The organism is Pseudomonas sp. KB_12 (assembly GCF_052114545.1).
GTDB lineage: Bacteria > Pseudomonadota > Gammaproteobacteria > Pseudomonadales > Pseudomonadaceae > Aquipseudomonas > Aquipseudomonas brassicacearum.
Genome location: NZ_JBFREY010000007.1, coordinates 242,910 through 260,383, shown reverse-complemented (window position 1 = coordinate 260,383; position 17,474 = coordinate 242,910). Strand labels below are relative to the sequence as shown.

Genomic DNA, 17,474 nt, shown 5'->3' with positions numbered 1-17,474 from the left:
TACAGACTGTGTTTGGTGCGTAACCGATCGATACGCTGCGAACACCCGCAAAGATGGCCGTTGCGTTCTGCACGCCAGCACTTTTCATGGAGTTCGCCTTGAAGAAAATCGTTCTGGTTGCTTTCGACCAATTCACTGATATCGACCTATTCCTGATGTGGGACATCTTAGGCCGCAACACTGAGGACTGGCACGTCCGAATATTGGGTTCCAGCCCTGTCGTACGATCGGCGCACGGCCTGCCTGTTTCGGTACACGGTCCACTTTCAGAGGCCAACAGTGCCGACGCGGTATTGTTCGTCAGCGGCAAGGAAGGGATACCCGCTGCACTGGCCGCCCCGGATTTCCTGCCGTCGTTTGAACTTGACGCCAGACGCCAGCGAATCGGCTCCATATGCGCCGGCGCTTTCATTCTTCAACGGCTTGGGCTGCTCCGCGGCCAGGCAACAACACACCCGGATGCACGATCGGGCTTGCAAGCGCTGGGACTTGAGCCCGTGGACCAGCCTCTTGTATGCCAGGGCAACGTCGCAACTGCTGGCGGATGCCTTTCGGCGCTCTATCTGGTGGGATGGTTGGTTGAATCCTGGTTCGATGCCGACAAGCGCCGTGCGACGTTGCTCCCTGTTCTGCCGGCTGGACAGCAAGCGCTGTACGATGTGCTGATCGGGCTCAGTATCCGACAAGGAGAAGTTGGCGCCGCCCAACAAGAAACGCGACATGGCATGTCATCCAATTGGTAGTTAGAACTCAGGAAGAGATCCCCGATGCCCCGAGAATTTGAGCTCATTACGCCCGTGCCGGTCCCCTCGAGGTCCGGCATCACTCACCTTTACAAGTCGACGAACCTGGCGGACGCTTTTGCGATTCGGCTACCTGCGGGCACATCCAGCGACCCAGACTTGCTTGCGCGATTCATCCTTTCCCACCAGCCATCCTGGATCGGATGGCTCATGAAAGTCCGAGACACTGTCGTTGCCTGTTTTGGTCTCAAGACAGCCAGACATCTGGCGACACTTGCTCATCGGATTCAGATCTTCAAGGTCTACAGCACGAACCAGACTGAAATCGTGTTGGGAGAGGACGACAAGCACCTCGACTTCCGGATATCGATCCTGTGTTCTGAAGAGGCAGAGCCAGAAGGCAGTCGCCAACTGGTCTTTTCAACCGTGGTCCAGTGCCACAACCGTCTAGGCCGGGCCTACATCTTCGTTATTGCGCCCTTTCACCGCATGGTCGTTAAAGCCAGCCTCCTGCGTGCAGCGCGTGTCGGTTGGCCTCTGGCTACCAGCCCCCAAGGCTGAGAGCGTGAGCGATCAAATCAAACCTGCACTATAAAAGCCCCTTCACCATCGGAACACACGCCAGTTGAAGCCCCGAAGGGGAATGGTAGATCGCAGGTACCTCACCCACGAAACCGCAGCGTCGGTAAAAGTCAGCCGCATTCAAAGTCGCATCAAGCTTGACTTCCTCCAGGCCCAACTCCCGCGCCAGGCATTCGAGGTGATCCAGGACTCTCCTGCCAATACCGCGCTGCATAAAGTCAGGATGCACAAAGATCGCGCCGATTTCGCTGTTCTCCAGGTCAAGCATTCCTGTCGCCACCGGCTCTCCGTCAATACAGCCCAGATAGAAGTGCTTCTCCATCAGCGTGTCATAGCCATCCTCGGCCGTACCAGCTGTCCAGGCTAATAGCTGCGCCTGGGTATAGGCGCCGATGCATTGATGCCGGATCGCTAGAAGGCGAATGTCGAATGCTGTCTGGGAATCGCTGTGGCTGGCTCGTCTAATCTCGAACATTTCATTCTCCGTCAGCCATGTTCGGACGGAGAACTGAAAAGCCCCGTCCATCTCTGGCGGGGCTTGGGGGTAACACGTCAAATTCTATGCACGCATGACCTCATGGCCCGCCAGAGGCGGTCATGGAGGAACACATCATGTTCATTCGGCGTATGTAAATCATGGTCGGATAGTGCTGAGGATGGCCAGACAAGTCAATCTCGAGGCGGCTTTGCACTACCTGCGCATGTTCCGACATGCTTTTGAGTATCCGGAGCTGTTACGAACGGAGTGCTTGACGCTACAACATTATTCAAAATGATTCATTCTTAATCATTTCGCTGAATAAATATTCAGTACTATTCACCGATAGTAAGTAGCCCCGGAAGCGGTTGCTCAGAAGACTGGCTTGTACTGCCAATTGCCTAAGAGAAATCCACCATGACAACCACCGCGAAAACCCGGTCGGTCACAGCTCACGTTCCGGTGCACCTGGCCGAAAAAGTCGACCTGATGGCCGAGCGCCTTGAGCGCTCCAGAAACTGGATCGTCAAACAAGCGCTATCTGCCTGGATCGAGCAGGAGGAGGAGCGAAGCCGCCTGACCCATGAGGCCTTGGCCGATGTTGACGCTGGCCGAGTGATTGACCACCAGGCTGTCCAGGCTTGGGCCGATAGTCTCAGCACCGACGCCCCGTTGCCGGTACCGCGCTGATGGAGTTGAAGTGGACCAGCAAGGCGCTTTCCGACATTGCTCGACTTTATGAATTTCTGGCGTCGGTGAATCAACCCGCGGCCGCGCGAACAGTGCAACAACTCACGGCCGCGCCAACCTCTCTGCTGGCCAACCCGCGCATTGGTGAACGCCTGGAAGAGTTCGAACCTCGAGACGTACGCAGAATCCAAGTGGGGCGCTACGAAATGCGCTATGGAATAGCCGGTTCCACCCTTTACCTGCTACGCCTGTGGCACACACGTGAGGATCGATGACTTGGGCTCGAGCGGACTGACTGCCATCACGCAGAATCTTTTTTCATTCGACGACCGGCAGGGATGAGCGTCGATATCGAATGCGTGGTGGTCGGCGCAGGCGTCGTTGGCCTTGCCGTGGCACGGGAAATGGCCCGAGCCGGTCATGAAGTGTTGCTGATCGAAGCCGCCGAAGCCATCGGCATGGGCATCAGTTCGCGCAACTCCGAAGTCATCCACGCGGGCATCTATTATCCGCCGGGCAGTCTCAAGGCGCAGCTGTGCGTCGAAGGCCGGCACCGGCTGTACACCTATTGTGAAAGCCATGGCGTCGCCACCCGCCGGCTCGGCAAGTTGATCGTTGCCACGGATCAGCCGCAGGTGGCCGGACTCGAGACATTGCTTGAGCGGGGCTTGATGAACGGCGTGGACGACCTGCGCCTGCTCGACCAGGAACAGGCGCAGGCTTTGGAACCGGCCCTGGCCTGTGTCGCGGCGCTGTATTCGCCTTCCACCGGTATCGTCGATTCCCACGCTCTGATGCTGGCCTTGCTGGGTGACGCCGAAGCGGCCGAGGCGAATATTGCTTTCCACACGCCGTTACTGGGCGCTCGCGTCATCACTGGGGGGTTCATGCTGGAATTGGGCGGCACGGCGCAGATGACCCTGTCCTGTCGCCTGCTGATCAACGCCGCCGGCCTCCAGGCACCCGCCCTCGCCCGCCGCATCGAAGGCCTGGAGATGCAATCGGTGCCCGAAGACTTTTTGTGCAAAGGCAACTATTTCAGCCTCACCGGGCGGGCACCGTTCCGGCACTTGGTCTATCCCGCCCCGGAAGCAGCCGGCCTGGGCATCCACATGACGCTGGACCTGGCCGGCCAGGCGCGTTTCGGGCCGGACACCGAGTGGGTCGAGTGCGAGGACTACCGAGTGGATCCGGCCCGGGCCGAAGCGTTTTACCCGGCGATCCGCAATTATTGGCCGGGCCTGCCGGACCAGAGCCTGCAACCGGCCTACAGCGGCATCCGCCCGAAGATCTCCGCCCCCGGCGAACCGGCCCGCGACTTTGTCATCAGCAGCGAGGCCGAACACCGGGTGCCAGGGTTGATCAACCTGCTCGGGATCGAGTCGCCCGGGCTGACGTCCTGCCTGGCACTCGCCAGCCGGGTCCGAGAACGGATCGAAAATGTCTAGCCACCAGCGCAAAGTGCAACGCGTTTTGCACCCCGCTCATGCAGCTTGCACGACCCCCGAAATTATTAGCCTTGCAACCTATTGTTTTTAAAGGGTTTTAAATCGATCTTCGGCTGGCACAGCTGATGCAATTCAGCTCCTACGCGGCGTTGGCGCTCGAAGCCTGCCCGCATCCGTGTATTGCCGAGGAGCTACCTATGAATGCCATCGATCTGTTGAAAGCCGACCACGAACGCGTCAAAGCCATCCTGACTCAACTGAGCGAGTCGACCGAACGCGCCGTGAAAAAACGTACCGACCTGTTGGCGAAACTGGAAATGGAAATTTCCATCCACACCCGCCTGGAAGAAGAAATTCTTTATCCGGCTTTCAAGCAGGCTGGTGGCAAGGACGAGGCCGAAATGTATTACGAGGCCAAGGAAGAACACCGTACCGTCGACTCGCTGGTGCTGCCGGACCTGAAAGCCACCGATCCAACCCAGCCGGAATTCGCCGGTCGAGTGAAAGTGGTCAAGGAACTGCTTGAGCACCACATCGAGGAAGAAGAAAAGGAAATGTTCCCCCACGCGAAAAAACTGCTGGGCAAGGCCAAACTCGATGCCTTGGGTGCAGACATGGAAACCATGAAAGCGCAGTACAAAAAAGAACTGAGCAGCGCCAACCTCGCCGCCTGATCAAAGCGCCGTAGATGCTTCAGCCGTCATGTGACGGCTGAATGCGTTGCGGCGCTTTATTGCATTTGTTCACGCAAGAATTCCACCAACGCCTGCACCGGGCGTGCACTTTGCCGATGCTGGGGATATACCGCCGACAGCGCCAGCGGTTCGGTCTCGAAGCCTTCCAGGACCTTGATCAGCCGCCCATCCTTCAACGCATCGCCGAGGATGAAAGCGGGCAGATAGGTGATGCCCATGCCGGCGATGGCCGCGTCCCTGAGCAAATCCCCGTTATTGGCGCGCATGCGTCCCGTAACCTCCAGGGTCAGCGGTTTGCCGGCCCCCACGAAACGCCACTGCACCTGACGGCTGTGACCATAGGGCAAGCAGTCGTGATTGCGCAGGTCTTCAGGCCGCGCGGGTGTGCCTTTTTGCGCCAGGTAGGTCGGGCTGGCGCAGTACACCCGCTCGATGGTCGCGATGCGCCGGGCAATCAGCGTCGAATCCTCCAACACGCCGATGCGCAGCGCCAGGTCGTAGCCCTCTCCCAGCAGATCCACCGAGCGGTCGCTCAAGTCCACCTCGACGCTGACACCCGGATAGCGCTGCAAAAACAGCGGCAGCAAGCTGCCCAGGTGCGCCACGGCGAAGGACAGCGGTGCGCTGAGGCGAATGGTGCCGCGGGGCTCGCTGGTCTGGCCGCTGATGCCCTGCTCCACCTGTTCGACTTCATTGAGCAGGCGCAGCGCCGCTTCGTAATAGCGCTGGCCCAGCGGCGTGACGTCCAGCCGCCGGGTCGAGCGATTGAGCAGACGCACACCCAGGCGTTGTTCCAGTTCCATCAGCTTGCGGCTGACGAACTGCTTGGACAGCCCCAGTTTTTCCGCCGCGGCGGTGAAACTGCCCGACTCCATGACCTGGGCAAAGATGCGCATTTCTTCGAAGGGGTTCATTGTCATTCCAGGGGTGGACAGTCCGAGGGGTTTGGCTGGGCATTGTGGTCTTGGTGAGTCAGATTGCCTAGCTGTTGAATGTGCCGACGCTATCGCGAGCAAGCTCGCTCCCACAGGGTTCTTGTAATCACCAGGATCCCCTGTGGGAGCGAGCTTGCTCGCGATAGCGTCGGCACAACTTGCGAGGCGTTAACGCCAGACACAAAAACGCCCGCACAAGGCGGGCGTCATTCAGCATGGACCGCTTACTTGGCCGTCAGGGCCGAGTAGCTGTTCATCAGGTTGCGGTAGTTCGGAATGCGCTGGGACAGCAGGTTGCCCAGGCCTTCGATGTCGTTGCGCCAGTCGCGGTGCAGCTCACAGGCCACCGAGAACCAGTTCATCATCTGCGCGCCGGCAGCGGTCATGCGTACCCAGGCGGCCTGTTGCACGGTTTCGTTGAACGTACCCGAGGCGTCGGTCACGACGAACACGTCGAACCCTTCAGCCAGCGCCGACAGGGTCGGGAACGCCACGCAGACATCGGTGACCACGCCAGCGATGATCAGTTGCTTGCGGCCGGTGGCCTTGATCGCCTTGACGAAATCTTCGTTGTCCCAGGCATTGATCTGGCCTGGACGCGGGATGTACGGCGCGTCCGGGAACATTTCCTTGAGCTCCGGCACGATCGGGCCGTTGGGGCCTTGTTCGAAGCTGGTGGTCAGGATGGTCGGCAGCCCGAAGAACTTCGCCAGGTCAGCCAAGGCCAGCACGTTGTTCTTGAACTCGTTGGGCGAGAAGTCCTGGACCAGGGAAATCAGGCCGGTCTGGTGATCGACCAGCAGGACGACCGCGTCGTCTTTGTTCAGACGGTTGTAGGCGGGAACGTTGCTCATGGGATGACTCCTTTGGATGGTTTGTGACAAAACCCTGTGGGAGCGAGCTTGCTCGCGATAGCGGAGTGTCAGCTTGCGGCGATGTCGGGTGTGCCGACGTCTTCGCGAGCAAGCTCGCTCCCACAAGGGGAAATCCGCGTGTTAGTCAAAAGGCAAAGCAGGAACAGCCAAACGCGCCCCAGAAGCCTTGGAAATCGCTGACCGGGACGTTCGACAACCGCGCCCGTTCATGGCTGTGGGAGTGCACCGTGCACGGACCGCTGCACTGGTGGATCTGGGCCTGCAACGGTGACGCCGGGCGCCAGTGGCCCGGGACCTTGACCACCGGCGACCAGTCGGGCAGCACCGGAACGCTGGCCGGCCCGAGTTTCTCGAAGTCGCCGGCGGCATACACCACCTTGCCGTCGACCACGGTCAGCACCGACTCGATCCACTTGATGGCTTCTTCCTCGACGCTGAAAAAGTCCGCGCTCAGGGCCGCCAGGTCTGCCAGTTGACCAACCTTGATCTGGCCTTTCTTGCCCTGCTCCGACGAGAACCAGGCACTGCCGTGGGTGAACAGTTCCAACGCGGTCAGGCGCGGCAAGCCCTCTTCGTGCAACGACAGGCCGCCGACCGTGCGCCCGCTGACCATCCAATACAACGAGGTCCACGGGTTGTAGCTGGAGACGCGGGTGGCGTCGGTGCCAGCGCCCACCGGCACGCCTTCAGCCAACATGCGCTTGATCGGCGGCGTGGCTTCGGCGGCCTTGGCGCCGTAGCGGTCGACGAAGTATTCACCCTGGAAGGCCATGCGATCCTGGATCGCAATCCCGCCGCCCAACGCCCGTACGCGCTCGATGTTCTTCGGCGTGATGGTCTCGGCGTGGTCGAAAAACCAGGGCAGGCCGTTGAACGGAATGTCGCGGTTGACCTTTTCGAACACATCGAGCATGCGGCTGATGGATTCGTCGTAGGTGGCATGCAGGCGGAACGGCCAGCGCTGCTCCACCAGGTGCCGGACCACCGGTTCCAGGTCTTGCTCCATGCCCGGAGGCAGGTCCGGGCGCGGCTCGAGGAAGTCCTCGAAATCCGCCGCCGAGAACACCAGCATTTCCCCGGCGCCGTTGTGCCGCAGGAAGTCATCGCCCTGGTGCAACTTGACGCTGCCGGTCCAGTTCTTGAAGTCGCTGAGTTCTTCCTTGGGCTTCTGGGTGAACAGGTTGTAGGCGATGCGCACCGTCAACTGCTGCTCACGGGCCAACTGCTCGATCACCGCATAGTCGTCCGGGTAATTCTGGAAGCCGCCGCCAGCATCGATGGCACTGGTCAGGCCCAGGCGATTGAGTTCACGCATGAACTGGCGAGTGGAGTTGACCTGGTACTCCAGCGGCAGTTTCGGCCCTTTCGCCAGCGTCGAGTAAAGGATCATCGCGTTGGGCCGCGCCACCAGCATGCCGGTGGGCTCGCCCTTGCTGTCACGCACGATCTCGCCACCCGGCGGGTTCGGCGTGTCACGGGTGTAGCCGGCCACCCGCAGCGCGGCACGGTTGAGCAAGGCACGGTCATACAGGTGCAGCACGAACACCGGCGTATCGGGAGCGGCCTGGTTGAGCTCTTCCAGGGTCGGCATGCGTTTTTCGGCGAACTGGAATTCGTTCCAGCCACCCACCACGCGTACCCATTGTGGCGTTGGCGTGCGGTCGGCCTGGTCCTTGAGCATGCGCAAGGCATCGGCCAGGGATGGCACGCCTTCCCAGCGCAGCTCCAGGTTGTAGTTCAGGCCGCCGCGGATCAGGTGCAAGTGCGAGTCGTTGAGCCCGGGAATGACGGTGCGGCCCTTGAGGTCGATGACCTGGGTGCCGCTACCACGCAAGGCCATGGCCTCGGCGTCGGTGCCGACCGCGACGAAGCGGCCCTGGCTGATGGCAACCGCGCTGGCGCGGGGCTTTTCACGGTCGACGGTATGGAACTGGCCATTGAACAGAATCAGATCGGCGTTCATCGGTTTTTCCTTCAACAATGGATATGCGGGCAAATCCGTGGCGAGGGAGCTTGCTCCCGCTGGGCTGCGAAGCGGCCCCAAAAAGAGCGGACGCTACGCGTCCAGCGGGAGCAAGCTCCCTCGCCACACAGTGCTTGTCACAAAAGCATCGGAGCTGCTTAGGGCTCCAGGTGCACGTGAGCTTTCGAGTCCTCAAGCCACGGCGCGAACAAACGGGTCGCCAGCGGCATGCACACGTACACCACCGAAAGCACGATGGTCAGGGTGATCAGGAACGTGGCCACCACGTAGTTGGAAAGAAAACTGTTGAGTTGCAGCAACGGCCCCCAGATCAGCGGCACCAGCAAGGTATGCGGCAGGATGACCAGCAGCGTCACGACGGCCTGCTTCCAGCGCGGCGGCGGTGTGGCCGCATCGGCCAGCGGGGTGAACCAGAATTCCTTGTGCGACCCGACTTCGGTCTGGTCACCGTCGGCCAGCAACGGCAGGGCCTCCTCCACCAGCTCGCGGCGCTCGGGCGAGTCCAACCAGCGCTGCATGGCCTCGGTGGAACAGAAACGCAGCACGCAAGTGAACAACGCTAGCCCGCCCTGCTTGCCCCTCACTACATCCACCCCCAAATGACCCGGCCACTGGCCGGCCACGCGCACCGTGCGACGCAACCAGGCCTCGTAGGCAGCCTCCTGGCCAACCTTGATCCGGTGCTTGACCACCAGGGTCACGATTTCATCGAAGCCGGGCCTGGCCGGGCTCGCGGTGGATTCAACGGTTTGAGACTCAGACATGGCGAAGCACTCCAACAAAACGCGTATTGATTGCCAGGCGTCCGGGCCCGGCGATAAACACACTGGTAAATATGATCAGCAGCAGCCAGCCGAACTGGCCTTCTTCAAGGCTCCATTGCGGGTGCACCAGCAGCAGCGCCACCGCCAGGAGCAACAGGATCGGCAGGCACGCCAGGCGCACCAACACACCGGCCATGATCAGCAGCGGACACAGCACCTCGGCGAAAATCGCCAGGATCAGGGTCGGTGCTGCGCCAAGGTGAAACGGGTCTTCGATGCGGGTCAGCTCGACGCTGTAGTGCAACAGCTTCGGCAGCCCATGGACCCACAGCAGAAATAGTCCGCCGCTCAAGCGCAGGAACAACAAGCCCAGATCCTGCAGCGGGCGCTCATCGGTCATGTTCATCGGTGGGCTCCGTCCGCAGTGATCGAGGCCGCCGCTGGCAGCGGTTGGGACATGTGACTGGCAATGCGCGAACGCAGCCAGCGCTCGGCCGGGTCGTTGTCATGCACCCCGCTCCAGACCATCGACAGCTCGGCGGCATTGATATCGAACGGCGGGTCCTCGGCGCGCAGCGCGCAGCCTTCCACCAGCGCGCAGGCGGCATAGTCGGGCACGGTGGCGATCAACTCGGTGCCGGCCAGCAAGGCCCGCAGCCCACTGAATTGCGGCACCGCCAGCACCACTTTGCGGGTCCGGCCGATGCGGGCCAGGTCCAGGTCGATGTTGCCGCTCAGGTCGCCCGAAAACGAAACCATGGCGTGGGGCCGCGAACAGTATTCATCCAGGGTCAAAGGCCCCGGGCGCTTGTCGCCACGCAAGACTTTGCAAGGAATGTCCCGCAGTTTCTTGCGCTTGGCATTGGCCGGCAGATCGGTGGTGTAGCTGACACCGACGCTGATTTCACCGCTGGCCAGCAGCGACGACATCAGCAGGAAATTGGCCCGGCGCACCACCACGATGATCCCCGGCGCTTCTTCGCGCAGTTGGCTCAGCAACGGTGGAAACAGGCCGAATTCAGCGTCGTCGGACAGACCGATGCGAAACACGTCGCAACTGGTGGACGGATCGAACGCCTTGGCCCGGCTGACCGCGCCAGAGATGGTGTCCATGGCCGGTTGCAGCTCTTGCAGGATCGCCAGGGCCCGCGGCGTCGGCTCCATGCCGCGACCGTGGCGGATCAGCAACGGATCATCGAACAGATCCCGCAGCCGCCCCAGCGCCGCGCTCACCGCCGGCTGGCCCATGAACAGCTTTTCGGCGACGCGGGTCAGGTTTTTCTCGAACATCAGCGCCTCGAAGATCACCAGCAGGTTCATGTCGAGACGGCGTAAATCGTTGCGGTTCATGGGTGTGAGGTCCCGTTTTAACTGTGGGAGCGAGCTTGCTCCGGGCGGCGTTCCGACGATAGCGATGGGTCAGCTTGCATCGATGTTGAATGTAATGACGCCATCGCGAGCAAGCTCGCTCCCACAGGTTTATGGCTTGATCAACCCTGGATGAATGCCAGCAGGTCCGCGTTCAGGCGGTCCTTGTGGGTGTCGGTCAGGCCGTGGGGGGCGCCGGGGTAGACCAGCAACTGCGAGTGCTTGAGCAACTTGGCGGCGGCAATGCCGGCAGCTTCGATGGGGACCATCTGGTCGTCATCGCCATGCACCACCAGGGTCGGCACGTCGATGTTGCGCAGGTCTTCGGAAAGATCGGTCTCCGAGAACGCCTTGATGCAGTCATAGGTGTTCTTGTGGCCGGCGAGCATGCCCTGCATCCAGAACCAGTCGATCATGCCTTGGGAGACTTTGGCGCCCGGACGGTTGGCACCGAAAAACGCGCTGGCCACATCTTTGTATAGCTGAGAACGGTCGGCCAGGGAGGCCTGGCGGAAACCGTCGAACACTTCCACAGGCAGACCGCCGGGGTTGGCCGGGGTCTTGAGCATCAGCGGCGTCACCGCCGAAATCAGGCCGAGCTTGGCGACACGGGCAGCGCCATGGCGGCCGATGTAGCGCGCCACTTCGCCACCGCCCGTGGAGAAGCCGAGCAACACCGCGTCCTTCAAGTCCAGCCGCTCGATCAGCTCGGCCAGGTCATCGGCGTAGGTGTCCATGTCGTTGCCGTCCCAGGGCTGGCTGGAGCGCCCGTGCCCACGACGGTCATGGGCGATCACCCGGTAGCCATTGGACGCCAGGAACATCATCTGCGCTTCCCAACTGTCCGAGTTCAGCGGCCAGCCGTGGCTGAAGACCACCGGTTGACCACTGCCCCAGTCCTTGTAGTAAATCTCGGTGCCGTCGCGGGTAATGAAGGTGCTCATGACGTGACTCCTTGAGGTGGGTGGATCGCTTTATGGTCCGGCCACGGGGGGCACCTGCGTGAGTTAAACGTTGTTAATTTTTTCGGAACCGGCGTGTTAAAAGCCTGCTTTTGTGGCGAGGGAGCTTGCTCCCGCTGGGCTGCACCCGTAGGAGCTGTGTAGGAGCTGTCGAGTGCAACGAGGCTGCGATCTTGTTCCAGACAATTGAATCGAGAGCGAAAGATCAAGATCAAGATCAAAAGATCGCAGGCTTCGCCAGCTCCTACAGAAGCCCAGCGGGAGCAAGCTCCCTCGCCACAGGTTCGGCGTCTGGAAGGCTGGGAGTAGAGCCTGCGCCGTTGCGCTTGACACAAAACCTGAGGAATATGCTCGGGTAAAGCCCAGGCACCGGGACCAGAACATTGAGAGCAACATGAGCCAATACCTCAGCCTGCCCGTCGAACAGACGGTGCATTTCGGCCCTTACCGGGTCCATCCTCGCCAGCGCCTGGTGCTCGAGGGTGGGCAACCGTTGCGCCTGGGCAGGCGGGCCGTGGAGATTCTGCTGGTGCTGCTCGAGCACGCTGGCGAGGTGGTGAGCAAGCAGCAACTGATCGCCCGGGTCTGGCCCAGGAGCGTGGTGGAAGACACCAACCTGCGCGTACACGTCGCGGCACTGCGCAAGGCCCTCGGGGATGGCCAGGCCGGGCAGCGCTACATCGTCACCGTGGCGCAGCGCGGCTACAGTTTTGTCGCGCCGCTGTCATTCGAACCGCTCGACCAATGGGCGCACATCCCTCATCCGTCTTTGACGCGCAACCTGCCGCTGCAACGCACGCGCATGATCGGACGCCAGGCCCTGGTGGAAAACCTGGTGGGCCAGCTACCGCGAAAACGCTTCATTACCCTGGTCGGTACCGGCGGCATCGGCAAGACCACCGTTGCCCTGCGGGTCGCTGAACGGCTGATCGGCCAATACCGTGACGGCACTCATCTGCTGGATCTGGCATCGCTCAACGACGCGGCCATGATCGCCCCCAACCTGCGCGCATTGCTCGACCTGCCACTGCAGGACGGTGATCCGCTGGACGCCATCGCCCGGCAGCTCAAGGAGCGGCATCTGCTGCTGGTGATCGACAACTGCGAGCACCTGATCGACGCCATCGCCCTGCTCAGCGAAACCCTGCTGCGCGGCGCCCCTCACCTGCACATCCTGGCCACCAGCCGCGAAGGCCTGCGCGCCGAAGGCGAACACGTGCAGCGCCTGGACGCCCTGGCGTTCCCGCCTCGGGAGATGCCCATCGAGGGTTATCCCGCCCTGGAATACCCGGCGCTGCAACTGTTTGCCGAACGCGCGATGGCCAGCCGTGACGACTTCGAACTGACCGACCGCGAGGTGCCGTTGGTGATCGACATCTGCCAGCGGCTGGATGGCATTCCCCTGGCCATCGAACTGGCCGCTGGACAACTCGGCCGCTTCAGCCTGGAGGAACTTCACCGGCAACTGCAAGACAACGTCGCCCTGCTTCACAACGAAACCGATGCCGCCCCGCGCCAGCAAACCCTGCGCGCCACGCTGGACTGGAGCTTCGCGTTGCTCACGACCTGCGAACAGACCTGCCTGCGGCGGCTGGCGGTGTTCATGGGCAGTTTCAACCTGGCTTCGGCCGCCGCAGTAATCGTCGGCCAGTATGTCGCGCCCGACCAGGTGCTGGTGTCGGTCAGCCAGTTGGTCGCCAAATCGTTGCTCAATGTAGAGATCGGCGATGAAGAGGTGCGCTATCGCCTGCTGGACACCACCCGCCGCTATGCCCTGGAGCAACTGACCGAGGCCGGCGAGCTGGCGGCCAGCCAGGAACGCCACGCCGAGCGCTGCCTGGCGCTCATGGGACAAGCGGAAAGCGCTTGGGAAAACACCCCCACCCGACTGTGGATCGCCCGCTACGCCGACTATCGCGACGACATCCGCGCGGCGCTCGACCGAGGCTTGGGCCCGCAAGGTTCACACGCCGTCGCGATCCGCCTGACCGCCCGTACCCTGCCCCTCTGGCAGGAGCTGTCGCTGCTCAAGGAACACGGCCTCTACGTCAACAAAGCGCTGCAATTGTTGCGGGCCAGCCCCGCGCCATGCCCGCGCTTGACCCTGGCCCTGGAACTGGCCCACGCCAGTTTCAACTACCACACTGAGGGCGGCACGCCGGCCACTGTCCGCGCCTTCGCCACGGCCCGGCAACTGGCCCGGCAATGCCAGGACCTGGCCGGCGAACTGCGGGCCGTGTCCGGGCAAATGACCGTCGACCTCAGTTGCGGCGACTACCAACAGGCCTTGGCACACAGCCTGGATTTCGACCGATTGGGCTTGCAGGGCGACCCGACCCTGTCCTTGAGCACCCAACGCCTGCGGGTGCTGGCGTTGCATTTCACCGGCGACCAGGGAGCGGCGCGGCGCGAAGCCGAGCAGGTGATCCAGCGCCTGGCCCAGAGCGGTCACCTCAGCCGCTTCAGCCACGGCTTCGGCGTGCAATACGATCAGAGCGTGGCCGCGCTGACGGTTCTGGCGCGCATCCTCTGGCTGCAAGGTTTTGCCGAGAAAGCCCGGCGCACCGCCAACCTGGCGCTGCAGATCGCCTTGCAGATCAACCACGGCATTTCGATCTGCTACACCTTGGCGCTGACCGGTTGCGTGATCGCCCACTACACCGGCGATCATTCGACTGCCCGGGAAAGGCTCGACCTGTTGAAGCAGCAAGCCAAGAAACATTCGGTGATGCTGTTCCATGACTGGGCTTGCCATTACGACCGCGCATTCGATGGCCTGCCCCTGGCAACACGCCCGACAAACGGCTTGGTCCAGGACATCGCCGTCACCCTGCGCAGCGACTTCGTCAGCCCGGCGCAAATCGAACGGGCGCGCAGCGGCGCCGCAGGCTGGTGTTCGGCGGAGATCCTGCGGGCCGATGCCGAGACCTTGCTGGCCCGCAACGAACCGTCTCTTGAAGAAGCAGCCGAAGCGCAACTACTTGCCGCCCTGGACATCGCCCGTCGTCACCAGGCCCTGGCCTGGGAACTGCGCAGCGCCACGTCCCTGACCCGTTTGTGGCAGCGCCAAGGGCAGGCGCAAGCTGCGCAGGCGCTGCTCGGCCCCGTCTATCGACGCTTCACCGAAGGTTTCCAGACCCCCGACCTATTGGAAGCCGGCGCGCTGCTCCAGGCGCTGACTTGACGGTTGGGGCCTTGAATGCCGGACTCCCCAAGCGCCTTGCAACACGTAACGCCGATGAAACACAGGCCACTGACCACTGCGCCGCAGTTTGTCCATGGCATAGGCGCGAGTGGTGTGGAGCAGATGGAAGCGCACGCCTTCGGCAAGCGGCTCGACCATCAGCAGTGACACGCCCACCAGTCGCGACAGCAGCGAGGGTAATTGCCCGACGCTCAGTTCAGCGCAACTGATCACGGCCAGCGCCGCCTTGAGCGTAAACGGCCCCTCGAACACCGCCAGACGCTGGAATGCGGTTTTTTCGTCAGCGCTCAACCGCTCGAAACTGGAGTCCAGCACCGCCTCCAGGCTGCGGTGCCGGGCCACCGCCGTACGCCGCCCGTGGCTCAAGAGTGATAAACCGTGATCCAGTTGTTCCAGGACCCCAGCCACTCCCAAGGCATCAACCTGGGCCGCCGCCAGTTCCAACGCCAGTGGCAATCCGTCCAGGCGCTGGCAGATCTGCGCAAGCGTCGGCCAGTCGCGACCACCCGGCCTGAAACCCTGCTGCCGGGCGCCAACCCGCTCGATCAGCAACTGCACCGCCGGGCATGCCTCGATCTGGTGCGCAGGTTCCAGGGGCGACGTCACGGCCAGGCCCGGCAGTGACACCATTCTTTCGTCCGGCAAGTCCAAGGGTTCGCGACTGCTGACCAGCAGCGACACCCCGGGCGCCGTCGCAGCCAGTGTCTGGACCAGTTCGCGACAGGCATCGAGCAGGTGCTCGCAACCGTCGAGCACCAGCAGCATCCGACAGGGTTCGAGAGAGCGGGCCAAAGCCCCCTGCTCCACGCCCAGCACACCGGCCACTTGCGCCACCACTTGTGAGGGATCGCTGACGGCCGCCAGGTCAACGAACCAGGCACCGTCCTTAAAGTGTTCAAGCAGCAGCTCCGCCACCCGCACCACCACGGTGGTCTTGCCGACCCCGCCGGGACCGGTCACGGTGGTCACGGCTTGACGGGGCACCTGCGCCAGTAACCGCCCCAGGACTTTGTCGCGCCCCACCACCGGGCTCAAGCGCGTGGGCAGGTTGTGCCGCTCGGTTTGTGGACTGAAAGGCAACTCAACGCGCTCTTGCGCTACCAGGGGCAGCGCAAGGCAATAGCCTTGTCGAGGATGATTGAGGATATAGCGAGCGCCGCCCCGTCCGTCACCGAAAGCCCGCCGCAGCGCCGCGATGTGCACCCGCAGGTTGATGGCCTCCACGACGCTGTCCGGCCAGACGTGGGCGATGAGTGTTTGCTTGCTGACGTAGTGGCCGGCGTGCTCCACCAGCACCTGCAGGACATCCAGGGCACGGCCGCCCAGCGCGAGGGGCTGGCCGTCACGGGTAACCAGCCGCTGCTGCCGGTAGAAGGCAAACGGACCGAAGCCCACCGCCGGCTCGCTATCGGGTTTGACGAAACTGTTCATGGGCGATCCAGCGCCGGATAACCGGTACGGGCGTCAGCGTGCGGATCACCGAACACGTCTGCCCTGGCTCCTGCGCATCCTTTCCAAAGGGTTCGCCGTTATCTTGGCAGGCGCAGGCCTCAGGACAATGCTGGCACAGGGAGCGCCACGGACATCACAGTGCCCTGGACGGACACCGATGGCTCAACTGAACTGCTGGCGATACTGCACCGGGGTCAGGCCGAGCTTTTCACCGAACAAAAAGCGCATGTGCCGCACGCTGCCGAAGCCGCTGCGAAACGCCACGGTCTTGAGCGGCAGGTCGGTGGTTTCCAGCAACTGACGCGCCCGGTCGATGCGCGCGCCTTGCAGGAACTCCATGGGTGTCATCTTCACCTCACGGGCGAAGACCCGGGCGAAATGCCGCGAACTCATGGCGGCCAACGCGGCCATGCGCTCGATGGTGAAGGGTTCTTCCAGATGTTCCATCACATGATTCTGCACGCGGGTAATGGCCGATTCCTGCGTCGACACCGCCGCCACCGAGGGGCTGAACTGCGCCTGTCCACCCTGGCGTTTCATCACCACCAGCAGCACCTTGGCCACGTCCAACGCGACTTTGCGACCGTGATCCTGGGCGACGATGGACAGGGCCAGGTCGATCCCGGCGGTGACGCCGCCGGAGGTGATCAGGCGCCGGTCCTGCAGGAAGATCCTGTCGGTTTCCACCAGGGCCTTGGGGAAACGTTGGATCAGGCGTTCGGTGTAATGCCAATGAGTGGTGACGCTATAACCATCAAGCAAGCCCGCCTCGCCGAGCACAAAGGCCCCGGTGCAGATGGAGCCGTAGCGCGTAGCCCGTTGCGCCGCGGCCCGCAACCAGGTGTGCAGCCCCGGATGCTGGTCGTTATAGGCCCCCGGCCCGCCCGGTACCAGCAACACGTCATAGGCTGCCCATGCCTGGTCGATATGGATATCGGCCTGCACCGTCACGCCGTTGGACGCCCGCAACGCCCCACGCTCGGTTCCCAGGGTCAGCAATTGATAACGCTGATCCGAAGCGAGGTAACGATTGGCGATGGAAAACACCTCCAGAGGCCCGGCCATGTCGAGCAGCAAAAAGTCCGGGAACAGCACCATTGCAATGGTTTTCATCGGGATACGCCAAAAAATCCAGAAACGATAAATGCCCCTGTGGGAGCGAGCTTGCTCGCGATAGCGCTGAGTCAGTCACATCAATTCCAACTGACACGACGCTATCGCGAGCAAGCTCGCTCCCACAGGGTTTATCGTCAGCATTATGTCGAAGCGAAGCATCTGCCGGTAGGGCTCTCT

At 62.3% G+C, this 17,474-nt stretch carries 17 protein-coding genes; 7 read left to right on the top strand and 10 right to left on the bottom strand.

All coding sequences use genetic code 11. The features are described from left to right. The first annotated feature begins 98 nt into the window (after nt 1-98). Both AB4Z20_RS07925 and AB4Z20_RS07920 read left to right on the top strand, forming a co-directional pair. Nucleotides 99-743 carry a DJ-1/PfpI family protein gene (locus AB4Z20_RS07925; protein ID WP_214512773.1) on the top strand — a complete coding sequence of 215 codons (645 nt, stop codon included), beginning with the start codon at nt 99-101 and terminating at the stop codon, nt 741-743. A 24-nt stretch (nt 744-767) separates the two neighbouring features. Continuing rightward, nucleotides 768-1,304 carry a DUF2867 domain-containing protein gene (locus tag AB4Z20_RS07920; protein WP_214512774.1) on the top strand — a complete coding sequence of 179 codons (537 nt, stop codon included), beginning with the start codon at nt 768-770 and terminating at the stop codon, nt 1,302-1,304. A gap of 28 nt (nt 1,305-1,332) precedes the next feature. Here AB4Z20_RS07920 and AB4Z20_RS07915 read toward each other — a convergent pair whose 3' ends face one another. Next, complete coding sequence (locus AB4Z20_RS07915; protein ID WP_320389006.1) at nt 1,333-1,800, bottom strand: GNAT family N-acetyltransferase; 468 nt, start codon at nt 1,798-1,800, stop codon at nt 1,333-1,335. Between the two features lie 420 nt (nt 1,801-2,220). Between AB4Z20_RS07915 and AB4Z20_RS07910 the strand changes: the two genes are divergently transcribed. From AB4Z20_RS07910 to AB4Z20_RS07895, 4 genes are all read left to right on the top strand, one after another. After that, a complete protein-coding gene (locus tag AB4Z20_RS07910) occupies nt 2,221-2,493 on the top strand; it encodes a CopG family ribbon-helix-helix protein (RefSeq protein ID WP_014337668.1) in 273 nt (90 codons plus the stop codon). Then, entirely contained in the window at nt 2,493-2,768 is a 276-nt protein-coding gene (locus tag AB4Z20_RS07905) for a type II toxin-antitoxin system RelE/ParE family toxin (protein ID WP_442089663.1), read from the top strand. Before AB4Z20_RS07910 ends, AB4Z20_RS07905 begins: the two co-directional genes overlap by 1 nt. A gap of 63 nt (nt 2,769-2,831) precedes the next feature. Beyond that, nucleotides 2,832-3,941, top strand: coding sequence for an NAD(P)/FAD-dependent oxidoreductase (locus AB4Z20_RS07900; RefSeq protein WP_442089662.1), 1,110 nt, complete (start codon nt 2,832-2,834; stop codon nt 3,939-3,941). Between the two features lie 197 nt (nt 3,942-4,138). After that, nucleotides 4,139-4,615: a hemerythrin domain-containing protein gene (locus AB4Z20_RS07895; protein ID WP_003203396.1), complete on the top strand. Its 477-nt coding sequence runs from the start codon at nt 4,139-4,141 to the stop codon at nt 4,613-4,615. A gap of 56 nt (nt 4,616-4,671) precedes the next feature. On the opposite strand, the gene AB4Z20_RS07890 is transcribed toward AB4Z20_RS07895, so the two are convergent. The 7 genes from AB4Z20_RS07890 to AB4Z20_RS07860 all read right to left on the bottom strand — a co-directional run bounded on the left by AB4Z20_RS07890 (nt 4,672) and on the right by AB4Z20_RS07860 (nt 11,506). Continuing rightward, nucleotides 4,672-5,550: a LysR family transcriptional regulator gene (locus AB4Z20_RS07890; RefSeq protein WP_013693714.1), complete on the bottom strand. Its 879-nt coding sequence runs from the start codon at nt 5,548-5,550 to the stop codon at nt 4,672-4,674. A gap of 245 nt (nt 5,551-5,795) precedes the next feature. Next, a complete protein-coding gene (gene ycaC / locus AB4Z20_RS07885) occupies nt 5,796-6,425 on the bottom strand; it encodes an isochorismate family cysteine hydrolase YcaC (protein WP_030141308.1) in 630 nt (209 codons plus the stop codon). Nucleotides 6,426-6,570: 145 nt separating this feature from the next. Further along, nucleotides 6,571-8,409, bottom strand: coding sequence for an amidohydrolase (locus AB4Z20_RS07880; protein ID WP_253476251.1), 1,839 nt, complete (start codon nt 8,407-8,409; stop codon nt 6,571-6,573). Nucleotides 8,410-8,567: 158 nt separating this feature from the next. Continuing rightward, complete coding sequence (locus AB4Z20_RS07875; RefSeq protein WP_253476253.1) at nt 8,568-9,194, bottom strand: antibiotic biosynthesis monooxygenase; 627 nt, start codon at nt 9,192-9,194, stop codon at nt 8,568-8,570. Continuing rightward, a complete protein-coding gene (locus AB4Z20_RS07870; protein ID WP_253476255.1) occupies nt 9,187-9,600 on the bottom strand; it encodes a DoxX family protein in 414 nt (137 codons plus the stop codon). The genes AB4Z20_RS07875 and AB4Z20_RS07870 overlap by 8 nt, the downstream gene beginning before the upstream one ends. Next, nucleotides 9,597-10,544, bottom strand: coding sequence for a LysR family transcriptional regulator (locus AB4Z20_RS07865; RefSeq protein WP_253476257.1), 948 nt, complete (start codon nt 10,542-10,544; stop codon nt 9,597-9,599). The genes AB4Z20_RS07870 and AB4Z20_RS07865 overlap by 4 nt, the downstream gene beginning before the upstream one ends. Before the next feature lie 140 nt (nt 10,545-10,684). Next, on the bottom strand, nt 10,685-11,506 hold the full coding sequence (locus tag AB4Z20_RS07860) for an alpha/beta fold hydrolase (protein ID WP_253476259.1): 822 nt from the start codon (nt 11,504-11,506) through the stop codon (nt 10,685-10,687). Nucleotides 11,507-11,918: 412 nt separating this feature from the next. Here AB4Z20_RS07860 and AB4Z20_RS07855 point away from each other — a divergent pair, with 412 nt between their 5' ends. Further along, on the top strand, nt 11,919-14,708 hold the full coding sequence (locus AB4Z20_RS07855) for an ATP-binding protein (RefSeq protein ID WP_442089660.1): 2,790 nt from the start codon (nt 11,919-11,921) through the stop codon (nt 14,706-14,708). Here AB4Z20_RS07855 and AB4Z20_RS07850 read toward each other — a convergent pair. Next, the gene (locus AB4Z20_RS07850) at nt 14,670-16,160 is read right to left on the bottom strand and encodes an ATP-binding protein (protein ID WP_258688772.1); all 1,491 of its coding nucleotides are present in this window, start codon (nt 16,158-16,160) and stop codon (nt 14,670-14,672) included. The genes AB4Z20_RS07855 and AB4Z20_RS07850 overlap by 39 nt on opposite strands. Before the next feature lie 183 nt (nt 16,161-16,343). Further along, a complete protein-coding gene (locus AB4Z20_RS07845) occupies nt 16,344-17,294 on the bottom strand; it encodes a GlxA family transcriptional regulator (protein ID WP_442089659.1) in 951 nt (316 codons plus the stop codon). Nucleotides 17,295-17,474 lie beyond the last annotated feature (180 nt).

Bases quoted from the DNA above. Each gene is read 5' to 3' on its own strand.
- AB4Z20_RS07920 (WP_214512774.1), top strand. From the start codon at position 768: ATGCCCCGAGAATTTGAGCTCATTACGCCCGTGCCGGTCCCCTCGAGG.
- AB4Z20_RS07915 (WP_320389006.1), bottom strand. From the start codon at position 1,800: ATGTTCGAGATTAGACGAGCCAGCCACAGCGATTCCCAGACAGCATTC.
- AB4Z20_RS07910 (WP_014337668.1), top strand. From the start codon at position 2,221: ATGACAACCACCGCGAAAACCCGGTCGGTCACAGCTCACGTTCCGGTG.
- AB4Z20_RS07905 (WP_442089663.1), top strand. From the start codon at position 2,493: ATGGAGTTGAAGTGGACCAGCAAGGCGCTTTCCGACATTGCTCGACTT.
- AB4Z20_RS07900 (WP_442089662.1), top strand. From the start codon at position 2,832: ATGAGCGTCGATATCGAATGCGTGGTGGTCGGCGCAGGCGTCGTTGGC.
- AB4Z20_RS07895 (WP_003203396.1), top strand. From the start codon at position 4,139: ATGAATGCCATCGATCTGTTGAAAGCCGACCACGAACGCGTCAAAGCC.
- AB4Z20_RS07890 (WP_013693714.1), bottom strand. From the start codon at position 5,550: ATGAACCCCTTCGAAGAAATGCGCATCTTTGCCCAGGTCATGGAGTCG.
- ycaC (WP_030141308.1), bottom strand. From the start codon at position 6,425: ATGAGCAACGTTCCCGCCTACAACCGTCTGAACAAAGACGACGCGGTC.
- AB4Z20_RS07880 (WP_253476251.1), bottom strand. From the start codon at position 8,409: ATGAACGCCGATCTGATTCTGTTCAATGGCCAGTTCCATACCGTCGAC.
- AB4Z20_RS07875 (WP_253476253.1), bottom strand. From the start codon at position 9,194: ATGTCTGAGTCTCAAACCGTTGAATCCACCGCGAGCCCGGCCAGGCCC.
- AB4Z20_RS07870 (WP_253476255.1), bottom strand. From the start codon at position 9,600: ATGAACATGACCGATGAGCGCCCGCTGCAGGATCTGGGCTTGTTGTTC.
- AB4Z20_RS07865 (WP_253476257.1), bottom strand. From the start codon at position 10,544: ATGAACCGCAACGATTTACGCCGTCTCGACATGAACCTGCTGGTGATC.
- AB4Z20_RS07860 (WP_253476259.1), bottom strand. From the start codon at position 11,506: ATGAGCACCTTCATTACCCGCGACGGCACCGAGATTTACTACAAGGAC.
- AB4Z20_RS07855 (WP_442089660.1), top strand. From the start codon at position 11,919: ATGAGCCAATACCTCAGCCTGCCCGTCGAACAGACGGTGCATTTCGGC.
- AB4Z20_RS07850 (WP_258688772.1), bottom strand. From the start codon at position 16,160: ATGAACAGTTTCGTCAAACCCGATAGCGAGCCGGCGGTGGGCTTCGGT.
- AB4Z20_RS07845 (WP_442089659.1), bottom strand. From the start codon at position 17,294: ATGAAAACCATTGCAATGGTGCTGTTCCCGGACTTTTTGCTGCTCGAC.